At 56.7% G+C, this 24780-nt stretch carries 17 protein-coding genes; 3 read left to right on the top strand and 14 right to left on the bottom strand.

The window, feature by feature from the left end; translation table 11 throughout:
* From DT73_RS26315 to hutI, 8 genes are all read right to left on the bottom strand, one after another.
* On the bottom strand, positions 1–7730 hold a 7730-nt coding region (locus tag DT73_RS26315), incomplete at its 3' end, for a cadherin-like domain-containing protein (protein ID WP_152552562.1).
* Positions 7731–8019: 289 nt separating this feature from the next.
* Positions 8020–9525: a histidine ammonia-lyase gene (hutH, locus tag DT73_RS22115; RefSeq protein ID WP_036115289.1), complete on the bottom strand. Its 1506-nt coding sequence runs from the start codon at positions 9523–9525 to the stop codon at positions 8020–8022.
* Between the two features lie 6 nt (positions 9526–9531).
* A complete protein-coding gene (locus DT73_RS22110) occupies positions 9532–10308 on the bottom strand; it encodes an ABC transporter ATP-binding protein (RefSeq protein ID WP_036115287.1) in 777 nt (258 codons plus the stop codon).
* The gene (locus DT73_RS22105) at positions 10305–11054 is read right to left on the bottom strand and encodes an ABC transporter permease (protein WP_051691515.1); all 750 of its coding nucleotides are present in this window, start codon (positions 11052–11054) and stop codon (positions 10305–10307) included. Before DT73_RS22105 ends, DT73_RS22110 begins: the two co-directional genes overlap by 4 nt.
* Before the next feature lie 11 nt (positions 11055–11065).
* The gene (locus tag DT73_RS22100) at positions 11066–11785 is read right to left on the bottom strand and encodes an ABC transporter permease (RefSeq protein ID WP_036115285.1); all 720 of its coding nucleotides are present in this window, start codon (positions 11783–11785) and stop codon (positions 11066–11068) included.
* A gap of 13 nt (positions 11786–11798) precedes the next feature.
* Positions 11799–12653: a transporter substrate-binding domain-containing protein gene (locus DT73_RS22095; protein ID WP_036115283.1), complete on the bottom strand. Its 855-nt coding sequence runs from the start codon at positions 12651–12653 to the stop codon at positions 11799–11801.
* 401 nt (positions 12654–13054) lie between these two features.
* A complete protein-coding gene (gene hutG / locus DT73_RS22090) occupies positions 13055–13864 on the bottom strand; it encodes an N-formylglutamate deformylase (RefSeq protein ID WP_036115280.1) in 810 nt (269 codons plus the stop codon).
* Entirely contained in the window at positions 13861–15069 is a 1209-nt protein-coding gene (gene hutI, locus DT73_RS22085; RefSeq protein WP_036115278.1) for an imidazolonepropionase, read from the bottom strand. The genes hutG and hutI overlap by 4 nt, the downstream gene beginning before the upstream one ends.
* Positions 15070–15338: 269 nt before the next feature.
* Between hutI and DT73_RS22080 the strand changes: the two genes are divergently transcribed.
* Together DT73_RS22080 and DT73_RS22075 are read left to right on the top strand one after the other, a co-directional pair.
* Positions 15339–16691, top strand: coding sequence for a formimidoylglutamate deiminase (locus DT73_RS22080; protein ID WP_036115276.1), 1353 nt, complete (start codon positions 15339–15341; stop codon positions 16689–16691).
* A complete protein-coding gene (locus tag DT73_RS22075) occupies positions 16688–17224 on the top strand; it encodes a HutD family protein (RefSeq protein WP_036115273.1) in 537 nt (178 codons plus the stop codon). Before DT73_RS22080 ends, DT73_RS22075 begins: the two co-directional genes overlap by 4 nt.
* Here the strand turns inward: DT73_RS22075 and hutC are convergent.
* Positions 17221–17976: a histidine utilization repressor gene (gene hutC, locus DT73_RS22070; RefSeq protein WP_036115270.1), complete on the bottom strand. Its 756-nt coding sequence runs from the start codon at positions 17974–17976 to the stop codon at positions 17221–17223. The two genes, DT73_RS22075 and hutC, sit on opposite strands and share 4 nt — an antisense overlap.
* Positions 17977–18290: 314 nt before the next feature.
* Here hutC and hutU point away from each other — a divergent pair, with 314 nt between their 5' ends.
* Positions 18291–19985, top strand: coding sequence for a urocanate hydratase (gene hutU / locus DT73_RS22065; protein ID WP_036115266.1), 1695 nt, complete (start codon positions 18291–18293; stop codon positions 19983–19985).
* Positions 19986–20032: 47 nt separating this feature from the next.
* On the opposite strand, the gene cobT is transcribed toward hutU, so the two are convergent.
* Genes cobT through DT73_RS22040 form a run of 5 tightly spaced genes read right to left on the bottom strand, consistent with a single transcriptional unit; the run spans position 20033 to position 24773 of the window.
* Positions 20033–21091, bottom strand: coding sequence for a nicotinate-nucleotide--dimethylbenzimidazole phosphoribosyltransferase (gene cobT, locus DT73_RS22060; protein ID WP_036115263.1), 1059 nt, complete (start codon positions 21089–21091; stop codon positions 20033–20035).
* A gap of 34 nt (positions 21092–21125) precedes the next feature.
* Entirely contained in the window at positions 21126–21866 is a 741-nt protein-coding gene (gene cobS / locus DT73_RS22055; RefSeq protein ID WP_036115261.1) for an adenosylcobinamide-GDP ribazoletransferase, read from the bottom strand.
* Positions 21863–22408 carry a bifunctional adenosylcobinamide kinase/adenosylcobinamide-phosphate guanylyltransferase gene (cobU, locus tag DT73_RS22050; protein WP_036115258.1) on the bottom strand — a complete coding sequence of 182 codons (546 nt, stop codon included), beginning with the start codon at positions 22406–22408 and terminating at the stop codon, positions 21863–21865. Before cobU ends, cobS begins: the two co-directional genes overlap by 4 nt.
* Positions 22405–23931 (bottom strand): cobyric acid synthase, encoded by a 1527-nt coding sequence (locus DT73_RS22045; RefSeq protein WP_036115255.1) that lies wholly within the window; start codon positions 23929–23931, stop codon positions 22405–22407. Before DT73_RS22045 ends, cobU begins: the two co-directional genes overlap by 4 nt.
* A complete protein-coding gene (locus DT73_RS22040) occupies positions 23928–24773 on the bottom strand; it encodes an ATP-binding cassette domain-containing protein (protein ID WP_051691514.1) in 846 nt (281 codons plus the stop codon). The genes DT73_RS22045 and DT73_RS22040 overlap by 4 nt, the downstream gene beginning before the upstream one ends.
* Positions 24774–24780 lie beyond the last annotated feature (7 nt).

The following is a 24780-nucleotide window of genomic DNA, read 5'->3' as shown; positions in this document are numbered from 1 at the left end:
GCAACCGTACCGGTGACCGTGCCGCCGTTGCCGTCACTGAGGGTATAGGTGATGGTGTCGCTGCCGTTATAGTTCGCCGCCGGGGTATAGGTGACGGTGCCGTCGCCGTTAATCACCACCGTGCCGTGCCCGGCACTGGCGGTGCTGACAGCCAGGCTGTCGCCGTCCGGATCGGTAGCCGGTGCCAGTACATTGACGGTGACCGGGGTGTCTTCGGCGGTGGTCTGTGGTGCGACGGTTCCGGCAAGCGGCGCGTCGTTTACTGCGGTAATGGTCACCGCAACCATACTGGTGACCGTACCGCCATTGCCGTCACTGAGCGTATACGTAATGGTGTCGCTGCCGTTGTAGTTGGCAGCCGGGGTATAAGTGACAGTGCCGTCACCGTTGATCACCACCGTGCCGTGCCCGGCAGTGGCGGCGGTTACCGCCAGGGTGTCGCCGTCCGGATCGGTAGCCGGTGCCAGTACGTTCACGGTGACCGGGGTGTCTTCGGCGGTGGTTTGTGGTGTGACTGACCCCGCCTGCGGTGCATCGTTTACGGCGGTAACCGTGATGGCAACCGTACTGGTGACCGTGCCGCCATTACCGTCACTGAGCGTATACGTAATGGTGTCGCTGCCGTTGTAGTTGGCAGCCGGAGTATAGGTGACGGTGCCGTCGCCGTTGATCACCACCGAGCCATGAGCCGCACTGGCGGTACTGACAGCCAGACTGTCGCCGTCTGGATCGGTAGCCGGTGCCAGTACATTGACGGTGACCGGCGTGTCTTCGGCGGTGGTCTGTGGTGGGACGGTTCCGGCAAGCGGCGCATCGTTTACTGCCGTAACAGTCACCGCAACCGTGCTGGTCACCGTGCCGCCGTTGCCGTCGCTGAGGGTGTACGTAATCACGTCGCTGCCGTTGTAATTGGCAGCAGGCGTATAAGTGACAGTGCCATCGCCGTTGATCACCACCGTGCCGTGCCCGGCACTGGCGGCAGTCACCGCCAGAGTATCGCCGTCCGGATCGGTAGCCGGTGCCAGCACATTCACGGTAACCGGTGTATCTTCGGCGGTAGTTTGTGCCGGAACACTGCCTGCCAGCGGCGCGTCGTTTACTGCTGTCACCGTCATGGCAACCGTGCTGGCTATTGTGCCACCGTTGCCGTCGCTGAGCGTATACGTAATGGTGTCGCTGCCATTAAAGTTAGCCGCAGGGGTATAAGTGAGCGTGCCATCGGCATTGATTACCACTGTACCGTTTGCCGCACTGGCACTGGTGACCGTTAAGCTATCGCCTTCCGCATCGGTTGCCGTACTGAGTACATCCACCGTCACCGGGGTATCTTCGGCGGTAACCTGGCTGACACTGCCCGCAACAGGCGCGTCATTGACCGGCGTAATCACTACAGCCACTACACCCGTTGCCATTGCCCCCTGGCTGTTGCTGACCAGGTAAGTAATGGTATCTGTGCCGTTGTAGTTGGCATTTGGGGTATAGGTGAGTGTGCCATCAGCATTGATTGTGACGGAGCCATGCAAAGCCTGCGCACTTTCCACCACCAGGCTGCCCGGGTCAGTGTCTGTGTCGTTACTAAGCACATCCACCGTGACCGGGGTGTCTTCGGCGGTAATAGCACTGTCTGGTGCCGGAACCGGAGGTGTCGCGGTCTGGCTGTTCACATAAACAGTTACTAAACCGGTCGCAGTCGAGGTACCGCCATGCCCGTCGCTCAGCGTATAGGTAATGGTATCGGTGCCGGTAAAGTTAGTGCCCGGCGTATAAGTCAGCGTGCCATCGGGATTAATCACCACCACCCCGTGGTCTGCACTGGCTGCGGTCACGGTCAGTGTATCGCCATCGGCATCACTGTCGTTTTCCAGAACATTCACAACAACGGGCACATTCTCGACCGTGGTGGCTTCATCGTTACCGGCAAGAGGCGTGTCGTTAACTGCATTTACGGTGATAGCAACAGTGGCACTGACTGTGCCGCCTTTACCATCGCTGATAATGTAATTGATGGTGTCATTGCCGTTGTAGTTGGCGGCTGGCGTATAGGTGATCGTACCGTCGCCGTTGATCACCACCGTGCCATGCCCGGCACTGGCGGCAGTCACCACCAGGGTGTCTCCGTCAGGATCTGAAGCACTGGCCAGCACATTGACGGTTAGCGGAGTGTCTTCATCGGTGGCCGCGTTGACTGTTCCCGCCAGCGGTGCGTCGTTAACTGCCGTAACAGTCACTGAAACGGTGCTGGTGACCGTGCCGCCGTTACCGTCGCTGAGGGTATACGTAATGGTGTCGTTGCCGTTGTAGTTCGCCGCCGGGGTATAAGTGACGGTGCCGTCGCCGTTAATCACCACGGTGCCATGCCCGGCGCTGGCCGCAGTCACCGCCAGTGTATCGCCGTCCGGGTCCGTCGCGCCCGCCAGTACATTCACCGTCACTGGCGTGTCTTCGGCGGTGGTCTGTGGCGCAACCGTACCGGCCTGCGGGGCATCGTTCACTGCGGTAACAGTCACCGCTACGGTGCTGGTCACCGTGCCGCCGTTGCCGTCGCTGAGCGTATACGTAATGGTGTCGCTGCCGTTGTAATTGGCCGCCGGGGTATAAGTGACCGTGCCGTCGCCGTTGATCACCACCGTGCCGTGCCCGGCGCTGGCGGCAGTCACGGCCAGGGTGTCGCCGTCCGGGTCGGTCGCCCCGGCCAGTACATTCACTGTGACCGGGGTGTCTTCAGCAGTGGTTTGTGGTGTGACTGACCCCGCCAGCGGCGCATCGTTTACTGCGGTAACAGTGATAGCAACCGTACTGGTGACCGTGCCGCCATTGCCGTCACTGAGGGTGTAGGTGATCACGTCGCTGCCGTTGTAGTTGGCAGCCGGGGTATAAGTGACGGTGCCATCGCCGTTGATCACCACGGTGCCGTGCCCGGCGCTGGCACTGCTTACGGTTACGGTATCGCCATCCGGGTCCGTCGCGCCCGACAGTACATTCACCGTCACCGGCGTGTCTTCGGCGGTGGTTTGTGGCGCAACCATCCCGGTCTGCGGGGCATCGTTCACTGCGGTAACCGTCACCGCAACAGTGCTGGTGACCGTGCCGCCGTTACCGTCGCTGAGCGTATACGTAATGGTGTCGCTGCCGTTGTAGTTGGCAGCCGGGGTATAAGTGACAGTGCCGTCACCGTTGATCACCACTGTGCCGTGCCCGGCAGTGGCGGCGGTTACCGCCAGGGTGTCGCCGTCCGGATCGGTAGCCGGTGCCAGTACGTTCACGGTGACCGGGGTGTCTTCGGCGGTGGTCTGTGGTACGACGGTTCCGGCAAGCGGCGCATCGTTTACTGCCGTAACCGTCACCGCTACGGTGCCGGTTACCGTGCCACCGTTGCCGTCGCTGAGGGTATACGTAATGGTGTCGCTGCCGTTGTAGTTGGCGGCTGGCGTATAAGTGACCGTACCGTCGCCGTTAATGGTGACTGTGCCGTGCCCGGCGCTGGCACTGCTTACGGTTACGGTATCGCCATCCGGGTCACTGGCGCTGTTCAGCAGGTTCACGGTCACCGGGGTGTCTTCGGCGGTGGTCTGTTGCGCAACCGTACCGGCCTGCGGGGCATCGTTCACCGCGGTAATGGTCAGCGCTACGGTGCTGGTTACCGTGCCGCCGTTACCGTCGCTGATAGTGTAAGTAATCACGTCGCTGCCGTTGTAATTGGCAGCCGGGGTATAGGTGAGCGTGCCGTTGCCGTTGATCACCACCGTGCCGTGCCCGGCGCTGGCGGCGGTTACCGCCAGGGTGTCGCCGTCCGGGTCCGTCGCGCCAGCCAGCACATTCACAGTGACCGGAGTGTCTTCATCTGTCGTCGCAGTCACATTCCCCGCCTGCGGGGCATCGTTCACCGGGGTAACAGTCACCGCAACGGTGCTGGTGACCGTACCGCCGTTACCGTCACTGAGGGTGTAGGTGATCACGTCGCTGCCGTTGTAATTGGCGGCTGGCGTATAAGTGACGCTACCGTCGCCGTTGATCACCACCGTGCCGTGCCCGGCACTGGCGGCAGTCACGGCCAGGGTGTCGCCGTCCGGGTCACTGGCGCTGTTCAGCAGGCTCACAGTCACCGGGGTGTCTTCGGCGGTGGTCTGAGCCGCAACCGAACCGGCCTGCGGGGCATCGTTCACTGCGGTAATGGTCAGCGCTACGGTGCTGGTGACCGTGCCACCGTTGCCGTCGCTGAGCCTATACGTAATGGTGTCGTTGCCGTTGTAATTGGCATTCGGGGTATAGGTAAGCGTGCCATTGGCGTTAATCACCACCGTGCCGTGCCCGGCACTGGCTGCCGTAACACTCAGGGTATCGTTTTCTGCATCCGAGGCACTACTGAGTACATCTACGGTGACCGGGGTATCTTCTGCCGTTGTGGCACTCACCGTTCCGGCGACCGGGGCGTCATTTACCGGTGTAACAGTAACAGACAGCGTTGCTGTTGCCATACCGCCGTTGCCATCGCTAACCGTATAAGTGACCGTGTCTGTGCCATTGTAATTCGCGGCCGGGGTATAAGTGAGCGTGCCGTTGGCATTGATCACCACTGTGCCATGCCCGGCGCTGGCACTGCTCACGGTAAGGCTGTCGCCATCCACATCGCTGTCGTTCGCCAGCACATTCACCGTCACCGGGGTGTCTTCGGCGGTGGTGGCGCTGTCGTTGGCTGCCACGGGGTTATCATTTACCGCTGTTATAGTCACCACCAGGGTGCCGGTTGCCGTACCGCCATGGCCGTCGCTGAGGGTATAGGTGACGGTATCGGTACCGTTGTAATTAGCAGCCGGGGTATAGGTGAGCGTGCCGTTAGCGTTGATCACCACCGTGCCGTGCCCGGCGCTGGCGGCACTAACGGTTAAACTGTCGCCGTCCACATCGCTGTCGTTCGCCAGCACATTTACCGTGACCGGGGTGTCTTCGGCGGTGTTGGCGCTGTCGTTCACTGCCACGGGGTTATCATTGACCGCTGTTATAGTCACCGCCAGGGTGCCGGTTGCCGTACCGCCATGCCCGTCGCTGATGGTATAGGTGACGGTATCAGTGCCGTTGTAATTGGCATTCGGGGTATAGGTCAGTGTGCCATTGGCGTTGATCACCACCGTGCCGTGCCCGGCGCTGGCGACTGTCACCGTTAAACTGTCGCCATCCACATCGCTGTCGTTCGCCAGCACATTTACCGTGACCGGGGTATCTTCGGCGGTGGTGGCGCTGTCGTTGGCTGCCACCGGGTTATCATTTACCGCTGTTATAGTCACCGCCAGGGTGCCGGTTGCCGTACCGCCATGCCCGTCGCTGATGGTATAGGTGACGGTATCGGTGCCGTTATAATTCGCCGCCGGAGTATAAGTGAGTGTGCCGTTAGCATTGATCACCACCGTGCCGTGCCCGGCGCTGGCGGCTGTCACCGTTAAACTGTCGCCATCCACATCGCTGTCGTTCGCCAGCACATTCACCGTCACCGGGGTGTCTTCGGCGGTGGTGGCGCTGTCGTTTACTGCCACCGGGGCATCATTCACCGATGTTACGGTCAGCGCCAGGGTGCCGGTTGCCGTACCGCCATGCCCGTCGCTGAGGGTATAGGTGACGGTATCGATACCGTTATAATTCGCCGCCGGGGTATAAGTGAGTGTGCCGTTAGCGTTGATCACCACCGTACCGTGCCCGGCGCTGGCGGCGGTAACGGTTAGGCTGTCGCCATCCACATCGCTGTCGTTCGCCAGCACATTTACCGTCACCGGGGTATCTTCGGCGGTGGTGGCGCTGTCGTTCACTGCCACCGGGTTATCGTTCACCGCCGTCACTGTCAGCGCCAGTGTGCCGGTTGCCGTGCCACCATGGCCATCGCTTATCGTGTAAGTGACCGAATCCGTGCCATAGAAATTGGCAGACGGGGTATAAGTCAGTGTGCCATTGGCATTAATCACTACCGTACCGTGGCTGGCACTGGCGGAAGTGATGGTCAACGTGTCACCATCGGCGTCGGTGTCATTAGCCAGTACATTCACTGTTATGGCAGTGTCTTCTGCGGTTGTCGCGCTGTCATTACCGGCAACAGGCGCATGGTTAAGGTCAACCACATTAATAGTGACAGTCGCGGTTTCTGTGGTGCCGTTACTGGTTACGGTATAAGTGAAGGAGTCGTTACCCAGGTAGCCACTGTTGGGCGTGTAAATCGCATTACCCGCGGCATCAATGGTTACTGTTCCGTGTGCCGGGTTGGACCAGGATGTCACCTTCGCATTGATGTTTTCAAAGGTATCATTCGCCATCACGTTGAAGCTGACAGGCGCGCCTGTTCCTGCGGTAACGGTATCGTTCACAATATCCGCCACCGGTGCGATCCCAATGGGCAGAGAAAAACTCAGGGGAATAGATAACAGCGTGTCGGTTAACCCAATCGTAATCGTTACCGGGCCGTTATAGTCTGCGTCCGGGGTATAGATCAGGCCATTCAGCGCCGCATTAATGTCTTCAATATTGCCTTTGATGGTTATCTGGCTGTCATTTACCCCATCGCCCTGGCTGAAACTCAGGTTAGCGGTTTGCGACAGAGTTAATGTCCCCACAGGCACAGAAAGGGAAAGCTGTGCAATACTCCCGTCGATATCACCAATACTGATTTGTGTGCCCAGCGCACTGGCGAAGATAAGCGGGGTGTCTTCCTGCAACAGATTAATAACAGGTAAGGATATAGTGGGTAAGTCATTGACCGGGTTTACCGTAACAGTCACGATGCCAGGAGCCAGGGCATACAAACCGCCACTGTCGCGAATCATATAAGTGATGGTATCGACGCCGAAGAAATTGGCGTTTGGCGTGTAGTTCAGGGTGCCGTTGGCATTAATGGTCACCTTGCCAAACAGCGCTGACGCACTGGTTACGGTAAGCGCATTGCCTTCCAGGTCGGTATCATTACCCAGCACGTTAATTACGGTTGACGCGTCTTCATCCACCACCGCGACATCGGCTACCGCCACCGGCGGCGTATTCAGGCCAATGAGCAGGTTGCCTAGCCAGTGAGTAGGAGCCAGTGATGCGGTATCTATGGTTCCGTTACCCACCTGGGTTTCCAGTACCCAGTCACCATCCGCACCTGTTGTGTCATCAGAGGCCGCGATATCGGCATCCAGTGAGGCCGACAATGCCTGCAATAAATTCAGACCGTTATCATCACCAACATTACAACCATATAATAATATATCTGCCGAACTATTAAGCGCTGCGTTAATTGTATTTAGCGCCACTGAATAATCAGCAAGATTATCAGCTGTAATAACAGTGTTCCCTAACTCAATTTCACCGCTGGCGCCATGCGAGATAATGTGAACCGCATCAATATTTTCTTTCCCGGAAAGAATATCGGCTATTTGATTCAGGCCATCTTTATTTGCATCAAGAATATAGACTTCTGCATCAGCAGGAATTTGATTAATCAGTGTTTCTTTATCTGGCACAGACGCATCAATAAAATAGACCTGGTGTTTCTCTGCACTGGTGTCAATATTTGCCACCACCTGAGCCAGATCGTTGCTGTCAGTACTGGTGTGGTGCGCGTTATCCTGTGTAGTGTCCTGGCTTGCCGCGGCATCGCTGTTTTCAGGTGTGAGTGTATTCTCCGCCGTCGCAACAGCAGCCGCATCAAACATCAGACGTCGCTCATACGCCATGTAGCGTATGCCATTACGCAAAAAGTGCAGAGCCATATTGTTTACTCATCACAGAATAGAAAAGAGCCGCTGCAAGAACACTACATACAGTGTTCTCCCTTGAGCACCCAGACTCTAAAGAAAGCAATAAAAAACCGTTTTACTCCATTTAAATAAAACACAAGAAATTCAAATAATCAATTTGTGTTAGGGCATGAATAAGCCCAAGGAAGTAACCCAATTCACGCCATTGGATAATAAAAAAATAACACCATAAAGAGTGGGAAAAATATCAGGCTTGTTTTAACTGGGGAACTGCTCAGGCAAGCTGAGCAGTTTTTAAATATTAACGAGCAATATTTTCGGCAGGAGTATTACGCATTATTTGTACGGTCTTTTTCATTTCTGGCGCCAGCCACCGGTCCTCAACCCAAAAGGCCACTTCGCGGCGCAGCAATGTTACGGCCTGAACCGTACCCGGAGCCAGGCGGGAGGTGCCAATCAACTCCAGCGCCTGTGCTGCCAGCAAATATTCAATGCCCAGAATCTGCCAGGTGTTATCGCACACCTGCAAGAGCTTGAGCGCCGCACTGGTGCCCATACTCAGGTGGTCTTCCTGTAAACCCGAGGTAATGTAATTATCCAGCACTGCGGGTTGTGCCAGCCGCCGGTTCTCACCGCACAGAGATGCCGCCACATACTGGGCTATCATCATGCCGGAATTAACCCCGGGTTTTGCCACCAGGAAAGGAGGAAGTTCACTGACCAGTGGATTAATCAGCCGGTCAAGGCGGCGCTCTGCCACACTGCCGGTCTCCGCCAGCGCAATTGCCAGCAAATCTGCGGCCATCGCCACCGATTCACCATGTGGGTTCGCCTGAGAAACCACCTGCCAGTTACCGGGTTCGCCCAGCACCAGCGGGTTGTCGGTTGCGGCATTAAGTTCCTGGTTCACCTGGGTTTCCACATGCCACCACTGTGCACGGCAGGCACCATGAATTTGCGGAATAGAGCGCAGACTGAGCGCATCCTGGGTACGTACCCCCTGGTTTTCAGCCAGCCAGGCGCTGCCGTGCAGCATTGCCCGTAACCGCTGGCCGGTGGCACTGACATCGGGGCTGGATTTCAGCGCCAGCACACGTTCATCGAACGCTGCCAGTTGGCCTTTCAGTGCTTCTACACTCATGGCTCCGGTGACATCGGCCCAGTCCATTAAGTGTTTCGCTTCACCCAGCGCCAGGCAACTCAGACCTGTCATGCAGGGTGTGCCATTCACCAGGCACAGACCGTCTTTCGCCCCCGGGTTCACCGCAGTAATACCCTGCTCTGCCAGCGCATCACAGGCCAGGCCGCGTTTCCCCTGCCAGTTAACAAAGCCCATACCAGTCAGGGCCAGGCCAATATGCGCCATATGGGTCAAATACCCGACAGAACCCTGAGAGGGCACTTCCGGCGTAATGCCATGATTGATAAACGCCAGCAACGCCCGGACAACATCCGGAGAAATACCGGAATACCCCAGGCTGTAGTTGGCCACTGCCGCACACATAATGGCCCGGGTTTGCGCCACACTGAGTAACGGCCCGACACCACAAGCGTGGCTCATCAACGTGTTACGCGACAACTGGCTTAATGCCTCTGGCGGTAAAATCACATTGCATAACGCTCCCAGCCCAGTATTAATCCCATAAGCAGGCTGGCCGCTGGCGACAATTTCTTCCACGATTTGCCGGGCATTTTGCATGCGCTGCCAGGCTGCTTCACTTAACTGCAGTTGCGCGCCATGCTGTGCCACGGCAACCACGTCCTGCCAGGTGGCGGGTGTGTCGCCCCACTCTCTTATTTCACTCATTAATCTTTACCCCATTCGGGAAATAAACTGGTCGAAACGCGGGCTGGCATGCCGGGTAAACAGCGTATCCGGATCACCTTCGCACTCGATATTGCCTTCATGCATAAACACCACCCGGTTTGCCACATTGCGCGCGAAGCCCATTTCGTGGGTCACGACCAGCATGGTGCGCCCTTCATCGGCCAGAGCACGCATGACATTAAGTACTTCGCCCACCAGTTCCGGATCCAGTGCCGAGGTAGGTTCATCAAACAAAATCACTTCCGGATCCATTGCCAGCGCCCGGGCGATGGCCACCCGTTGTTGCTGGCCACCAGAAAGTTGTTCCGGGTAGTAATCTTTGCGGGCGTACAGGCCAACCTGGTTGAGCAAATGTTCGGCCTGCGCCTTACACTCCGCCAGCGGGCGTTTCAGCACATAGCGCGGGCCTTCCATGACGTTTTCCAGCACAGTGCGGTGCGACCACAAGTTAAAGCTTTGGAACACTATGGCAACCCGGGTACGCAACTGCTCAATTTGGCGACGGCTGGCAGAGTGCCCGTGCCGGTGTGCTTTGGCGTCGACAATAATGGTTTCACCGGCAACCTTAATTTCACCGCCGTCGGGTACTTCCAGCAAATTGATACAGCGTAAAAAAGTACTTTTACCCGACCCGCTGGCACCCAGAACGGAAATAACATCACCTTGGTTGGCAGACAGTGAAATGCCTTTTAAAACAGTATGGTCGCCGAATGACTTACGGATATTCTGCACAGCCAGTACCGGCTGTTGGATGGCGGTCATGATTTTTCTCCCTTACTGCTGTTCAGCCCGGCAGGTGCGCTGGCAGCAGCCCGCGCCTGAGCCCGGCGAAAGTTCGGTGTGAGGGCGTTTTCCAGCGCACGCCAAATTTGCACTATCAGGAAATTCAGAATCAGGTAAATCAGCGCAGCACAAACAAACACCTCCATGGTGCGGTAGGTGCGCTGAATTATTTGCTGAGCCACGCCAGTGACATCCCATACCGTAACAAGGCTTGCCAGCGCGGTGGATTTCACCAGTAAAATGGCTTCGGTGGACCAGGCGGGTAACGCATAACGCAGCATCACTGGCCCAATTACCCGGCGGAATAACAGCCAGCGCGACATGCCACACGCTTTTCCTGCTTCAACCTGCCCGGGCGGAACGGCCAGCAATGCGCCACGCAGAATTTCCGCAGTATAAGAGGCGGTACACAGTGCCAGTGCCAGCACGGCACAGGTAAAGGGTTCACGCAGAACCGGCCAGACAAAACTGTGGCGTATCGCGCTGAACTGACCCAGGCCGTAATAGATAAGAAACAACTGGATAAGCAACGGGGAGCCGCGAAACACCAAAATGTACAGCCGGGCGAACCCGCTGAGCAGCCGAAAGCGGCTCATCCGCATGGCAAGCACCACCAGTGCCAGGCAGCCGCCTACTGCCAGAGAGCTGAAAAACAACCCCAGGGTGACTGGCAAAGCCCCCAGCAGTTTTACAAAGGTTTCGCTGAGAAACGCAAAATCAATCATCGCCACTCCCGTTAATACTGCGCGGCGCCATGGCCTTGCCAGCCACGCCCCATGCGCTGTTCAGCCCGTTTAAACGCGCTGTTGGATAACACCGTCAACACCAGGTAACAGCCGCCACCCACCAGGTAAAAAGTGAAATACTGGTGTGTGGAACCTGCTGCCACCTGGCTTGCCCGCATCAGCTCAACCACCCCGGTCACCGAAATCAGCGCGGAATCTTTCAGAGTCATTTGCCAAATATTGGACATAGCCGGTAAGGCATAACGGATAATTTGTGGTGCAACAATGCGGCGGCGAATACACCAGGGCAGCATGCCCATGGCCTGTGCGGCTTCAATATCACCGTGGGACACGGCAAGGCGGGCGGCACGGAACACTTCCCCCTGGTACGAGCCAGAAATCAGGCCAATTGCCAGTGCACCAATCAAAAAAGGCGGAACTTCAATAAAACCGCTGGCACCAAACAGATGGCCCGCCCAGGTCACAACGCCCGAGCCGCCAAAATAAAACAGGTAGAGGATCAGTAGCTCGGGGATGCCACGAAACACCACCGAGTACCCTTCTCCGGCGACACGCATTAGCTTAACGGGTGAAAGCTTGGCGGCGGCAACACCACTGCCCACCACCGCACCAACCACCAGCGCTGCCAGCGACAACAAAAAGGTCATGCAGGCAGCGCTCACAATCAGCGGCCCCCAACCATTTTCGCCAAAACCTAATAAGGCCATCATGTTTGTGCCCCTCTTACGGCGTCACGTCCGTTTTAAACCATTTCTCACTGAGTTTTTTCACCGTGCCATCAGCAAGCGCGGCTTTGATTGCGGTATCCAGTTTCGCCTTCAGGTCGGTATCGCTTTTACGCACACCCATCGCTTCCCCTTCCCCCCAAATCGGGCCACCCAGTTTCGGGCCACTGAAAGTGAGATCTTTGTTTTCCGGTTTACCCATAATGGAGTTGGCGAACGTGACATCATCAAACACGGCATCAATACGTTCAGCCTGCAAATCGAGAATGGCGTCTGCTGAACTGTTGTATTCACGTACCGTGGCAATATCTTTGAAGTATTTGTCGATAAACGGCGTGTAGACAGTACCGGAGGCAATACCGATGGTTTTGCCTTTCAGAGCCGCACGCAGTTTGGCAATCGCCGGGTTAATTTCTGCCGGGTCGTCGTGCAGTTTAATCAGTGCGTCTGCCCCGGTGGCTTCCGGCAACAGATTCCCTTTCAGGGTAATGAAGCTGGCCGGTGTCTGCGCGTAAGGCACCGTAAAATCAATGATTTGTTTACGCTCCGGGGTAATCACAATGGAATCCATGATGACATCGGATTTCCCTGCCTGCAGCCCGGCAATCATACCGTCCCAGTTCTGCACAGTTAATTTGCAGGTCACTTCCATGCGTTTGCATAAATCCGCCATCAGCTCGGGCTCAAAGCCACTGAGCTTGCCGCCTGGCAACGTCATATTCCAGGGTTCATAACTCCCTTCGGTGGCGACAGTAATGGTTTTCCACTCTTTTGCCATCGCTGGCGTGCCGGAAAGTAGTGCAGCAAGTACCGCGCTACTCAGCAGTAAACGGGAAACAGAAAGTGCGTTCATCTGATGCTCCTGAAATAACCGGGTCGCTGACGCCGGTAACAACTGAAAATGGGCTGGTGCCTTAATTTCCGGCACAAATGACTAAGCATGTATATACAAGATAAAACACAAAAAAGGCGTTAACTCATAACCACCTGCGTTAATGCACACATGGGTGTGTCTTTACTTGTACATACAACTTAGCAATTGATATGCCACTTCGAAGAAACCATTTTATTTTATTGAAAAACCGTGCTTTTTACGGGCGTAAGTACCGTACCGGTTATGAACCACCCCTGGCAATTACGCACCAAAAAAACGCATTCGCACCATAACAAGGCAGCAAAAATGGCATAATACAGGGCAAAAAAGATCTGCCCTCACCACCCGGACAGGTGGTGAGGCGACAAACAACAGGCGGGTTAACTGGCGTAGGGTTCTTCCACTGCGCGGGCGCTGGTAACCAGGGCTTCAAGCAGGGATTTCAGTACTTGCTGAAGTGCGGCAGCACGGTTTTCCTGCCAGGCGAATGGCGGGGTTTCATCCATATAATTGCACTGCGCCAGTTCAAGTTGCACCGCATGAATATGGTTAGCCGGGTCGCCATAAGCGCGGGTGATATGCCCACCTTTGAAGCGGCCATTAATTACCCAAGTATAAGCAGACTGGGCTTCACAACTGGCACGCAGCGCCTCACTGACAGCCGGTGCGCAACTTGCGCCCTGGTTGGTGCCAATATTCAAATCTGGCAGCCGCCCGTCGAACAGGCGGGGAATAACCGAGGCAATAGAATGCGCGTCAAACAACAGTGCATAGCCAAAACGGGCTTTGATAGCGGCCAGGGTAGCGGCCAGTTGCTGGTGGTAACTCTGCCACACCTGCTCCAGGCACCAGGCCCGGTGCGCTTTATCTGGCTCCTGCCCCGGGCGAAATACTGGCTCGCCATCGAATAACGTATCCGGGAACAGGCCAGTGGTGGCGGTCTGGTACAACGGCGTATCATCGGCCGGGCGGTTCAAATCCACCACAAAACGCGAATAATTAGCCTGAAGAATACTGGCGCCCATTGTGCTGGCAAAAGCATAGAGTGCCGGAATATGCCAGTCGGTATCAGGTAATAACCGGGCACGGTCTGTCAGCCCGGCTTCAACTTCCGGCGTCAGCGACGTACCGGCATGAGGCATGCTAATCAGCAGCGGAGTGGAACCTTCATGGAACAACCAGGGTGTCATACACTTTCTCCACGGTAAACGACCTGGCAGGGTAATTGCCCGCCAAGCCAGTAAGCCAGTTCAGCCGGTTGTTTTACCGGCCAGTGAACAAAATTCGCCAGTTTCCCGGCTTCCAGAGAACCACATTCACTCTCCCTGCCCAGCGCTTTTGCACCCCAGAGCGTCACGCCCGCCAGCGCCTCTTCCGGGGTCATGCGGAATAACGTGCAGGCCATATTCAGCATCAGGCGCAGCGACAGCACCGGCGATGTGCCGGGGTTTAAATCACTCGCCAGCGCCATTGGTACGCCATGCTTGCGGAATAACTCAACCGGCGGCATTTTGGTTTCACGCAACATGTAATAAGCGCCAGGCAACAATACTGCCACAGTGCCACTTTGCGCCATGGCAATAACGTCGTCTTCGGTAGCATATTCCAGGTGGTCGGCAGAAATAGCCTGGTAACGGGCCGCCAGGCTGCTTCCGCCCAAAGATGAGAGTTGTTCAGCGTGCAGTTTAACCGGGAGATTCAGCTCACGGGCAGTATTAAATACCCGGGTGATTTGTTCCGGCGAGAATGCCAGATGTTCGCAAAAACCATCCACGGCATCCACCAGCCCTTGCTGGTGTGCGGCAGGCAATAAGGTCTGGCAAATGTAATCAATCCAGCCATCTGCATTGTTCTGGTATTCCGGCGGAACGGCGTGAGCCGCAAGAAATGTCGCCTGGATATCGACAGGTTCCAGTTGTGCCAGTTGGCGAATTACCCGCAACATGCGCAACTCACTGTCACTTTCCAGCCCGTAGCCAGATTTTATCTCCAGCGTGGTAACGCCTTCCTGGCGCAGGCAACGCAGGCGTTCGCGGGCAGCAGCGAGTAACTCTGCTTCGCTGGCCTGGCGCGTGGCATTCACCGTGGAAATAATCCCCCCACCGCTGGCGGCAATTTCGGCGTAACTGGCACCATTAAGGCGCATTTCAAACTCACCACTGCGGTCACCGCCAAATACCAGGTGAGTATGGCAGTCAACCAGGCCGGGCGTAATTATCCCGCCGTTCAGTTGCTCCACGCGCTGTGGCTGGCAGTGGCCCGCATCGCGTTCTTCGCCCACCCAGACAATACGCTCGCCTGCCACCGCAATCGCCCCTTGCCTGATAAGGTGGTACTTACCGTCCTTGAGCGTGACCAGGTCTGCACCGGTCCACAGGGTTTCGCATTGCAACATCGTTTTGCCGCCTCCAGATGAGTTTGAATGATAGTGGCCCAACATAATTCGGGTTGCAGTCAGACGGCAAAGCAGCGCTCAATTCATCTGTAACGAATTAAGACAGTGGCAGCACACAATGAAGAAAAAATCGCTCTCCAGCCACTGACGGGAACCCTGTAACGGCTGATGCTGCTTAAACAACCTGCCTGCAATTGAACTATGAAGGGTATACAGCACAAATCAAAGTATGTATATGTATATACAACCACAGAGACAGGGGATCAAGCATGGCGAGTTTTTATGCTTCACGGGCATTGTTGCCCGAGGGCTGGCGAACGGCAGTACGCATTGAGACAGAATCCGGGCGGATAACCGCCGTCACACCGGGCAGCCACAGTGATGGCGCCACTCCGTTACAGGGGCTGGTAGTACCGGGTATGGCTAACCTGCACTCCCATGCTTTTCAGACAGCCATGGCCGGGCACGCTGAGGTGGCGGGTAACCCGCAGGACAGTTTCTGGACCTGGCGAGACGCCATGTATCACCTGGTTGGCCGCCTGACCCCGGAACTGATGGCTGATGTCGCCACCTGGTTGTATATCGACATGCTAAAAGGGGGCTATACCCAGGTTGCTGAGTTCCATTACCTGCACCACCAGCCTGACGGCACGCCTTACCCGCAGGACGACATGCTGCGGGCACTGATTCAGGCAGCCACCACTGCTGGAATTGGCCAGACCATGCTGCCGGTACTTTACCGCTACGCCGGTTTTGGCGCACAACCGCCGGTTGAAGGGCAACGGCGGTTTATTCAGAGTACTGAGAGCTGGCTGGAACAATACCAGCGCCTGTCATCTCTGACCGCGGGCAACCCGCTGCTTAACCAGGGCGTGTGTTTCCATTCGCTGCGAGCCGTAACCCAGCAGGACATGGCGCAGGTTCTGGCCAATACCCCGGCCGATGCACCAGTGCATATTCATATTGCTGAGCAGCAAAAAGAAGTGAATGACTGTCTGGCAAGCTATGGTGCGCGCCCGGTTGCCTGGTTACTGGAGAATATGCCGGTAGATAAACGCTGGTGCCTGGTTCATGCCACACACCTGGACCAACAGGAAATTACCCGGCTCGCCGCTACAGGTGCCGTGGCCGGGCTTTGCCCCACCACCGAAGCCAACCTGGGCGATGGTATTTTCCCGGCGACAGACTGGCTGGCAGAACAGGGCCGCTGGGGCATTGGCTCCGACAGCCAGGTTTCACGCAGTGTGCTGGAAGAATTACGCCTGCTGGAATACAGCCAGCGACTGCGTGACCAGCATCGTAACCGGCTGGTTCAGCCTGGCGCACCCAGCGTGGGAGATGTGCTTTACACCCAGGCCGCCATGGGTGGCGCACAGGCCTGTGGCGTTCAAATGGGCCAACTGGCACCAGGTATGCGCGCCGACTGGCTGTGCCTGAATGCCGACTACTGGCCACAAAACCGCCCGGACGACCAACTGATAAACCGCTGGTTATTCGCCGGGCAACGTAGCGAAATTCGTGATGTCTGGGTAGCCGGGCAGGCCGTGATTCGTGACGGGCAACACCCGCAGGAAGCCACTTATGCAGCCCGGTTCCGTAACGCACTGGAGGCACTGCAATGATTCAGGTGTGGTCGGTTGAAAGCTTACCCGTAACGCGCTGGCGCAATGGTGGCGGAGAAACCCGCGAAATAATTGCCATTACCGGGCCACAAGGGAGCGACTTTTTGTGGCGGGCCAGCATTGCCACACTGGATAAAGACGGCCCCTTTTCCAGCTTCAACGGCATTGACCGGGTGATTACCCTGCTGGAAGGCGCGTGTGTGACACTGACAGTGGATGGCAAAGAAATCCCCCTGGCGTTACACACCCCGCTGGCTTTTTCCGGCGACAGCGCCTGTGCGGCACGCATCACCGGGCAAAGCAGGGATTTTAATATTATGACCCTGCGCGGTGCCTGTAGCGCGCACGTCGCAGTTGCAGACAGCGCACAACAGAGCCGCAGTGGCGTTTGCCTGGTTCTCAGTGGCGAGTGGCAGTTGAATGGCAGCGAACTGGTTACCGGAATGGGTGCATGGTGGCATAACGAACACAGCACTATCCGCCCGGTTTCTGCGGGCGGAAAGTTACTGTTTTGCAGCATTGAGGAAGGTTAACCGTGGCCTTTAAACCGGCCCAGCAGTTTGTAGCGTGTGCCCGGGTACAATAACCGGGCATAGGTGACCACACGATTATCACTCCAGGTCTGGCGGCGAATCAGCAGGCAGGGTTCCGCCGCATTCATTTCCAGCAACTCGCGCTGTGCGGTGTCAGGCATTATCGCTTCAACAATATGTTCACCCGCCGTTAATGGCGCCACCTGCATCAAATAGGTGTAGGGCGTGAGTGTCATAAAGTCCTGAGACAGGTAATCCGGCGCTACCAGTGGGTTAACCAGGCGGTCTTCCATTTGCACCGGAACATCGTTCTCGTAATGCACAATGAGCGAGTGGAAAATCGCCTGACCAGTCGCCAGGCCCAGAACTGCCGCCTGGGCCGGGTCAGCCTGAATTTCGTTCATGCCCAGTACCCGGCAACTGTGGCGATGCCCACGCTGCGTGATCTCTTCGGCAATGTTGTGCACTTCCAGCATGGCAGTGTAGCCTTTCATTTCGGCCACAAAGGTTCCCACACCCTGCATGCGCACCAGGTAGCCTTCACTGGTCAGTTCACGCAGCGCGCGGTTGATGGTCATGCGGCTGACACCCAGCCGGGCGACCAGCTCACTTTCAGAAGGTACACGCTGACGCGGCTTCCACGCCCCTTCGTTAATCTGGCTGATAATCGCCTGTTTCACTCGCTGATAAATGGGCGCGGGTTGGTCACCCATGGCATTGACCAGTTGCGATACGGCGGTTTGCTCTGTCATAGCGGTTCCCTGCATTGTCCGGTTAATTAAGAGTGTAATCCCGTTTATTGAAGATGTATATACATCCACATAATGTGGGTGCATAAACCCCCTGCCCGGTAACGGTGCAACCACGCATCATTGTGGCGCAACATTGCGCACTGCCTGGTGGGCGATAAAGCTGCGGCCCTTGTCACAAGCTGAACACAGAGAAATAAAAAAACTGGCGTGGCTTTTGCTAAATACTTTACCAAGATGTATATACAAGACTATACATGGCTAATACTGAATTTCATCCGCGGCTATTGCGCGATACCAAGACAGAGGAAATGACTATGAGCAAACCAACCAATCAGTCCGTTGCCCGCCCGGTTCACGCCCCTAAGGGCACTGAGTTGCATTGCGCTAACTGGCTGATTGAAGCACCCTACCGCATGATTCAGAACAACCTCGACCCGGATGTTGCTGAACGCCCGGATGACCTGGTGGTATATGGCGGTATTGGTAAAGCGGCCCGTAACTGGGCGTGTTTTGATGAAATTCTTGCCAGCCTGCGCCGCCTGAAAGAAGACGAAACGCTGCTGGTGCAGTCTGGCAAACCGGTGGGAATCTTTCGCACTCACGCCGATGCCCCCCGCGTGCTGATTGCCAACAGTAACCTGGTTCCCCACTGGGCAAACTGGGAACACTTCCAGGAGCTGGATAAAGCCGGCCTGATGATGTACGGCCAAATGACTGCAGGCTCCTGGATCTACATTGGCGCTCAAGGGATTGTCCAGGGCACCTACGAAACCTTTGCTGAAGCCGCCCGCCAGCATTATGACGGCAGCCTGCGCGGTAAATGGATCCTGACTGCGGGCCTTGGCGGTATGGGCGGCGCACAACCTCTGGCAGGTGTAATGGCTGGTGCCTGTGTACTGGCTATCGAGTGCCAGGAATCACGTATTGATTTCCGCCTGCGCACCCGTTATGTCGACCACAAAGCCTACACCCTGGATGAAGCCCTGCAACTGATTGAAGATGCCACCGCCAAAGGAGACGCCATCTCTGTTGCTCTGCTGGGTAATGCGGCTGAAGTTGTGCCGGAGCTGGTAAAGCGCGCCAAAGCTGGCGGCCCGAAACCGCACATTGTTACCGACCAGACTTCAGCACACGACCCGCTCAATGGCTATTTGCCAATTGGCTGGTCAGTACAGGAGTGGGAAGAACTACGCAAAACTGACCCGAAAAAAGTGATGCAGGCCGCGCGTGCTTCCATGGCAGAACATGTTAAAGCGATGCTCGATTTCTGGCATATGGGCGTGCCTACGGTTGATTACGGTAATAACATCCGCCAGGTTGCCAAAGACGAAGGGGTGGCAAACGCCTTTGATTTCCCGGGGTTTGTACCGGCATATATTCGCCCGCTGTTCTGCGAAGGCAAAGGCCCGTTCCGCTGGGTGGCCCTTTCTGGCGACCCGGAAGATATCTATAAAACCGATGCCAAACTGAAAGAACTGTTCCCGGACAACCACGCACTGCACAACTGGCTGGACATGGCTCGCGAACGTATTGCTTTCCAGGGGCTGCCATCGCGTATTTGCTGGCTGGGGCTGGGTGAGCGCCATATTGCTGGCCTGGCGTTTAACGAGATGGTGCGTAACGGTGAACTGAAAGCGCCAATCGTAATTGGCCGTGACCACCTGGATTGTGGCTCTGTTGCCTCTCCTAACCGTGAAACGGAATCCATGAAAGATGGTTCAGACGCGGTTTCCGACTGGCCGTTACTCAATGCCTTACTCAATACTGCCGGTGGCGCGACCTGGGTCAGCCTGCATCACGGTGGTGGTGTGGGTATGGGCTTCTCCCAGCATGCCGGAGTGGTAATTGTGTGTGATGGTAGCGAAGCCGCTGATGTGCGCCTGGGCCGTGTCTTGTGGAACGACCCGGCAACCGGCGTAATGCGCCATGCCGATGCCGGTTATGAAACAGCTATTGCCTGCGCACAAGAAAAAGGGCTGGACTTGCCGGGTATTCTGCCAAAAGAGTGATTCAGCCCGTTAAATTGCCCGCTGTATGCGGGCAATTTCCCCCACAGTTAATGGCTTTCCGGCAACACTATCTCGCTGCCAGCCAGCGTGCCCATTTCGTTGTACATCGCACAGGCGGCATCCACCAGTTGCATTGCCAGCGCAGCGCCACTGCCTTCACCCAGGCGCATATCCATTACCAGGTATGGGTCCAGCCCCAAATGGCTGAGTGCAACACGCGCCCCCCGTTCAGCAGATAAATGCGACGGAATAAGGTACTGTTTTACTTCCGGCGCAATACGGCAGGCCGCCAAAGCAGAGGCATAGGAGAGGAAACCATCCAGCACCACCGGCAGACCACAACTTGCCGCGCCAAGCATTACCCCGGCCATGCCCAGCAGGTCGAACCCACCTACTTTGGCAAGCACATCCAGGCCATCCGTCACATCGGGTTGGTTTACGTGAACGGCTTTGCGCACCACATCCACTTTATGTTGTAAATTCGCCAGCGGGTAGTTCGCCCCAACGCCCACAGTTTCCATTGGGTCTGCGCCAGTCAGCACACTAACCACCGCAGCGGCAGGCGTGGTGTTGGCAATGCCCAACTCACCAACGCCGAACAGCGTCACCCCATCGGCTGCCAGGCTGCGGGTAAACGCAATGCTCTGGTCCAGCAGTGTTTGCGCCTGCTCACGGGTCATCGCGGGCTCTTTGGCGATATTGCCACTGCCCCGCGCTACCCGCATATCCACCAGCCCCGGAATCGGGTCATAGTCAATACCGGTATCCACAACATGCACCTGAGCGCCAGCCTGGCGGGCCAGCACACATACGCCCGTGTTGTGGCGGGTCATATTAATGGCCTGAATCCAGGTGACTGCTTTAGGTGATACCGCAATGCCTTCTTCATAGACACCGTGGTCTGCACACATCACCACCATCGCTTTGTTACGGGTGTTGAGTTCGCCTTTTAACCCCGGGCACCCGGCCAACTGTACCGCCAGTGCTTCCAGGCGCCCCAGGCTGCCCACCGGCTTGAGCAGGCCATCAATGTAAGCCTGAGCTTCGAGCTGGCGCGCGCTATCCAGTGCCGGGATGGCCTGACGTATTTCAGTGAGTGTTTGCATATTCTTGTTCTCGATTTGCTAAAAGGACGCTGACTTACAGCAACGCCAGCAGGAAAATCACTTCACCGGTTTCAATCGCCGCCCCCAGGGTATCGCCGGTTTGCCCACCGAGGGTACGTTTCAGCGCCTGGCCCATAACAAACACCACGGCAGCCGTGATGATAAATGCCACCAACCCGCGCCAGGAAAGCAGGACGGAAGCTAACAACATACCGGCACCTAAGGTGACCAGAGTTTGCAACCCATTAACCTTGCCAATAAATAAGTTACCCAGGCCATTTTCCCGGGCATAACGCTGGCGGTACATCAACAAAACAGCCACGCTGCGCCCGGCAAGGCAGGCACTGGCGAGCACCGGCAGCGCCTGTTGCCCACGCAGAGCCAGTTCGTTAATGACCAGCACTTTCGCCAGCAGAATAAATACCAGCCCCAGCGCGCCATGGGTGCCAAGTCGGCTGTCTTTCATGATTTCCAGCATGCGCTCACGGCTGCGGGCAGAAAAAACAGCGTCACAGGTATCTGCCAGCCCGTCGAGGTGAAAGCCCCCGGTAAGCACCGCCAGCGCCAGTACGGCAAAAAATGCCGCCAGCGGAGTGCCACTGCCGGGCTGCAATACCAGAAACACTACCCCCGCCAGTGAACCCAGCAACAGGCCCACAAGAGGAAAAGTCACAATACCGTTCACATACTGTTTCACGTCCAGGCTCTGATACCAGCGAGCACGAACCGGCAGACGGCTCATAAATGCGAGCATCGCCAAATACAACTGAATCATTTAATTTTGACTCCAATCCCTGACACCACCAGCCAGACGCCATCTGCCGCCTGAGCCAGCCGTTGATTTACCCTGCCGGCAATATCCCGAAAATGCCGGGCCAGGCGGTTTTCCGGCACAATGCCCATACCTACTTCATTCGTCACCAGAAACACGGGTGACGGGCAGGCTGCACAGGCCGCGATAAGTTGGTCGATTTGTTGGTGTACTGCGGCTTCAATAGCGGCATAGTTCCATGTTTCCGGGTCCTGCTCCCCTCCTTCATCAAACATTAAATTGGTGACCAGCGTTGTCACGCACTCCAGCAAGATAGCTTCACCTGGCGGGTTACCCGGGGTAATAAAGCGCCCCAGGTCGCGCCAGGCTTCCACCGTGCGCCAGTGTGCCGGGCGCGAGGCCTTATGGTGCGCCACCCGTTGCGCCATTTCACCATCAAAAATTTGCGAAGTGGCAATATACAGCACCCGTGAAGCGGCCTGGGCTGCCAGCTCTTCTGCCTGGCGGCTTTTGCCACTACGGGCACCGCCGGTTATCAGCATCATGCTGCTGGCTCCTGGTGTTGGTTCATGATGTGGTAAATTTTTTCGATATCGATGTGCTGGCGCATGGCGGCGGCCAGTTTGTCGAACTGTGCCTGCTTGTGGCGGACGTAGTCAGGCGTTTCACCGGGCAAAGGCGCCAGGCCTTTGCGCTGGCGCAGGTTATCCAGCAGGCGGCGGGTAAAAGCGGCGTTATCAAACACGCCATGCAGGTAAGTCCCTGCCACACGCCCACAGGCGCTGACGGCACCATCCAGAGCAAGGCCGTGCTCAGCGCCCAGTTGAAACACCGGCTGAGCCTGGCTGCCGCGCTGGCTGGCCCCCATATGGATTTCATAGCCACTGACGGGCAAATCACCGCAACCGGCCAGGATGCCGGGTAGCGCCACCAGGCAACGGCCGCTGGCCTGCACGGTGACTTTGTCATGGGCAAACAGGGTGGTGATATCCAGCAGCCCTAACCCCGGCTGGCTCCCCAGCCCGGATTCCACTTCGTCTTCAATGGTGTTACCCAACATCTGGTAACCGCCACACACGCCAAAAATGGCACCACCAGCCTGGTGCCAGGCAAGAACGCGTTTTGCCATGCCGCTCTGGTGCAGCCATGCCAAATCCCCCAGGGTATTTTTGCTCCCCGGCAGAATAACTAAATCTGGCCCACCGAAATCTTCCGGGTCCCGCACATAGCGCACCCGCACATCGGGCTGGAAAGCCAGCGGGTTAAAATCGGTAAAGTTGGAAATATGCGGCAAATGCACCACCACAATATCCAGCGCCTTATCCTGGTAGCCCTGGTATTTACCGCGCTCCAGCACAACGCCATCTTCATCTTCCAGGTCAATATCCAGCCAGGGCATCACGCCAATTACGGGCACCCCGGTCAGGGCTTCTATTTGCTCAAGGCCTGGCTGTAACAGCGCCACATCACCACGGAATTTATTAATGATGACGCCTTTGACCCGGGCGCGCTCTTCGGGTTGCAGCAACGCGAGCGTGCCATAAATTGCCGCGAAAACACCGCCGCGGTCGATATCGGCCACCAGCACCACCGGGCAGCGGGCTATTTCTGCCATCCCCATATTGACGATATCGCGGTCACGCAGGTTGATTTCAGCCGGGCTGCCTGCGCCTTCCAGCACAATGGCGTCGTATTCTGCCGCCAGGCTGTGCCAGACATCGCTGATTTGCTGGCGCAGGCGCGGTTTATAATCGTGATAACTGACAGCGTCCATATCCTGCGCCACCTTGCCCATCAGCACGACCTGGGCTTTGCGGTCACTGGTGGGTTTGAGCAATATGGGGTTCATGCGCACATCTGGCGCAATACCGGCGGCTTCCGCCTGAAAGATCTGCGCGCGCCCCATCTCTTTGCCGTCTGGCGTGACGCCTGAATTCAGCGCCATGTTTTGTGATTTAAACGGTGCACACGCCAGCCCGTCCTGCACCAGGATACGGCACAGCCCGGCAACCAGCACACTTTTCCCGACATCCGACGCCGTGCCCTGCAACATAATGGATTTACTCATGCCACCCCCTTAACCGCCACAGACCGGTGCCGGGTAAACGCACTGCCCGCTCCCGGGTGAACGGCAAATAAATCGTCCTCGTTACGGTACAGCGGAAAACCCAGTTGCTGGTGCAATTTCACCAGCCAGGGCTGCGCCAGCCCTGCCTGCGCCAGTTTGGCGCCCTGGCAGAACACCACTTCGGGTGTACCACTGGCAATCACTTCGCCTGCAGCCATAACATAAATGCCATCGCAAATTTCATACACCAGGTCGATATCGTGACTGGAAATGACCACATGTTTCCCTTCGGCGGCAATACGCCGAATAATGGCTTTCATGTGCTCGCGCCCTGCGGGATCCAGCCCGGCGGTAGGTTCATCCAGCAGCAGGTAATCTGCATCCATCACTAATGCACCTGCAATGGCGACGCGTTTTTTCTGCCCGTGGCTCAAAGCCTGAATGGGCTGGTGACGGAAACTTTGCGCATCCACCCGGTCAAGGGCATCGTCTATTCGCGCACCAATAACCGCTTCATCCATGCCCAGGTTGCGCAGGCTGAAAGCCAGATCGCTGTCGATATCGGTATAAAAAATTTGCTGGTCCGGGTCCTGGAACACGGTTGCGACCTGCTGGCGCAACGCCATTAGTGCACGTTTGCTGTAACCCAGTGGTTCTCCCTGCCAGTAAACGGCCCCCTGTTGCGGGCGCAGGACACCACACAGGTTCATAAATAAAGTGGATTTCCCACTGCCGTTAGCGCCCACCAGGCCAGATACCGAAAAACGGTCGGCATCAAAATCAATCCCTTTAAGAACCGGTTCATCCTGGTAGCGAAAATGTAGGTTTTGGGTACTTAGCATAGGGCCC

The organism is Mangrovibacter sp. MFB070 (genome assembly GCF_000705335.1).
Taxonomy (GTDB): Bacteria; Pseudomonadota; Gammaproteobacteria; order Enterobacterales; family Enterobacteriaceae; genus Mangrovibacter; species Mangrovibacter plantisponsor.
This window is presented reverse-complemented; position numbering and strand designations above follow the sequence as displayed.

What these genes read in the sequence shown, in the direction of transcription:
- cobS (WP_036115261.1), bottom strand. Translation starts at nt 21,866, where the DNA reads ATGATTCAGTTGTATTTGGCGATGCTCGCATTTATGAGCCGTCTGCCG.
- hutH (WP_036115289.1), bottom strand. Translation starts at nt 9,525, where the DNA reads ATGAGTGAAATAAGAGAGTGGGGCGACACACCCGCCACCTGGCAGGAC.
- hutI (WP_036115278.1), bottom strand. Translation starts at nt 15,069, where the DNA reads ATGTTGCAATGCGAAACCCTGTGGACCGGTGCAGACCTGGTCACGCTC.
- hutG (WP_036115280.1), bottom strand. Translation starts at nt 13,864, where the DNA reads ATGACACCCTGGTTGTTCCATGAAGGTTCCACTCCGCTGCTGATTAGC.
- DT73_RS22100 (WP_036115285.1), bottom strand. Translation starts at nt 11,785, where the DNA reads ATGATGGCCTTATTAGGTTTTGGCGAAAATGGTTGGGGGCCGCTGATT.
- cobU (WP_036115258.1), bottom strand. Translation starts at nt 22,408, where the DNA reads ATGATGCTGATAACCGGCGGTGCCCGTAGTGGCAAAAGCCGCCAGGCA.
- DT73_RS22045 (WP_036115255.1), bottom strand. Translation starts at nt 23,931, where the DNA reads ATGAGTAAATCCATTATGTTGCAGGGCACGGCGTCGGATGTCGGGAAA.
- DT73_RS22040 (WP_051691514.1), bottom strand. Translation starts at nt 24,773, where the DNA reads ATGCTAAGTACCCAAAACCTACATTTTCGCTACCAGGATGAACCGGTT.
- DT73_RS22105 (WP_051691515.1), bottom strand. Translation starts at nt 11,054, where the DNA reads ATGATTGATTTTGCGTTTCTCAGCGAAACCTTTGTAAAACTGCTGGGG.
- DT73_RS22095 (WP_036115283.1), bottom strand. Translation starts at nt 12,653, where the DNA reads ATGAACGCACTTTCTGTTTCCCGTTTACTGCTGAGTAGCGCGGTACTT.
- DT73_RS22075 (WP_036115273.1), top strand. Translation starts at nt 16,688, where the DNA reads ATGATTCAGGTGTGGTCGGTTGAAAGCTTACCCGTAACGCGCTGGCGC.
- hutU (WP_036115266.1), top strand. Translation starts at nt 18,291, where the DNA reads ATGAGCAAACCAACCAATCAGTCCGTTGCCCGCCCGGTTCACGCCCCT.
- hutC (WP_036115270.1), bottom strand. Translation starts at nt 17,976, where the DNA reads ATGACAGAGCAAACCGCCGTATCGCAACTGGTCAATGCCATGGGTGAC.
- DT73_RS22080 (WP_036115276.1), top strand. Translation starts at nt 15,339, where the DNA reads ATGGCGAGTTTTTATGCTTCACGGGCATTGTTGCCCGAGGGCTGGCGA.
- cobT (WP_036115263.1), bottom strand. Translation starts at nt 21,091, where the DNA reads ATGCAAACACTCACTGAAATACGTCAGGCCATCCCGGCACTGGATAGC.
- DT73_RS22110 (WP_036115287.1), bottom strand. Translation starts at nt 10,308, where the DNA reads ATGACCGCCATCCAACAGCCGGTACTGGCTGTGCAGAATATCCGTAAG.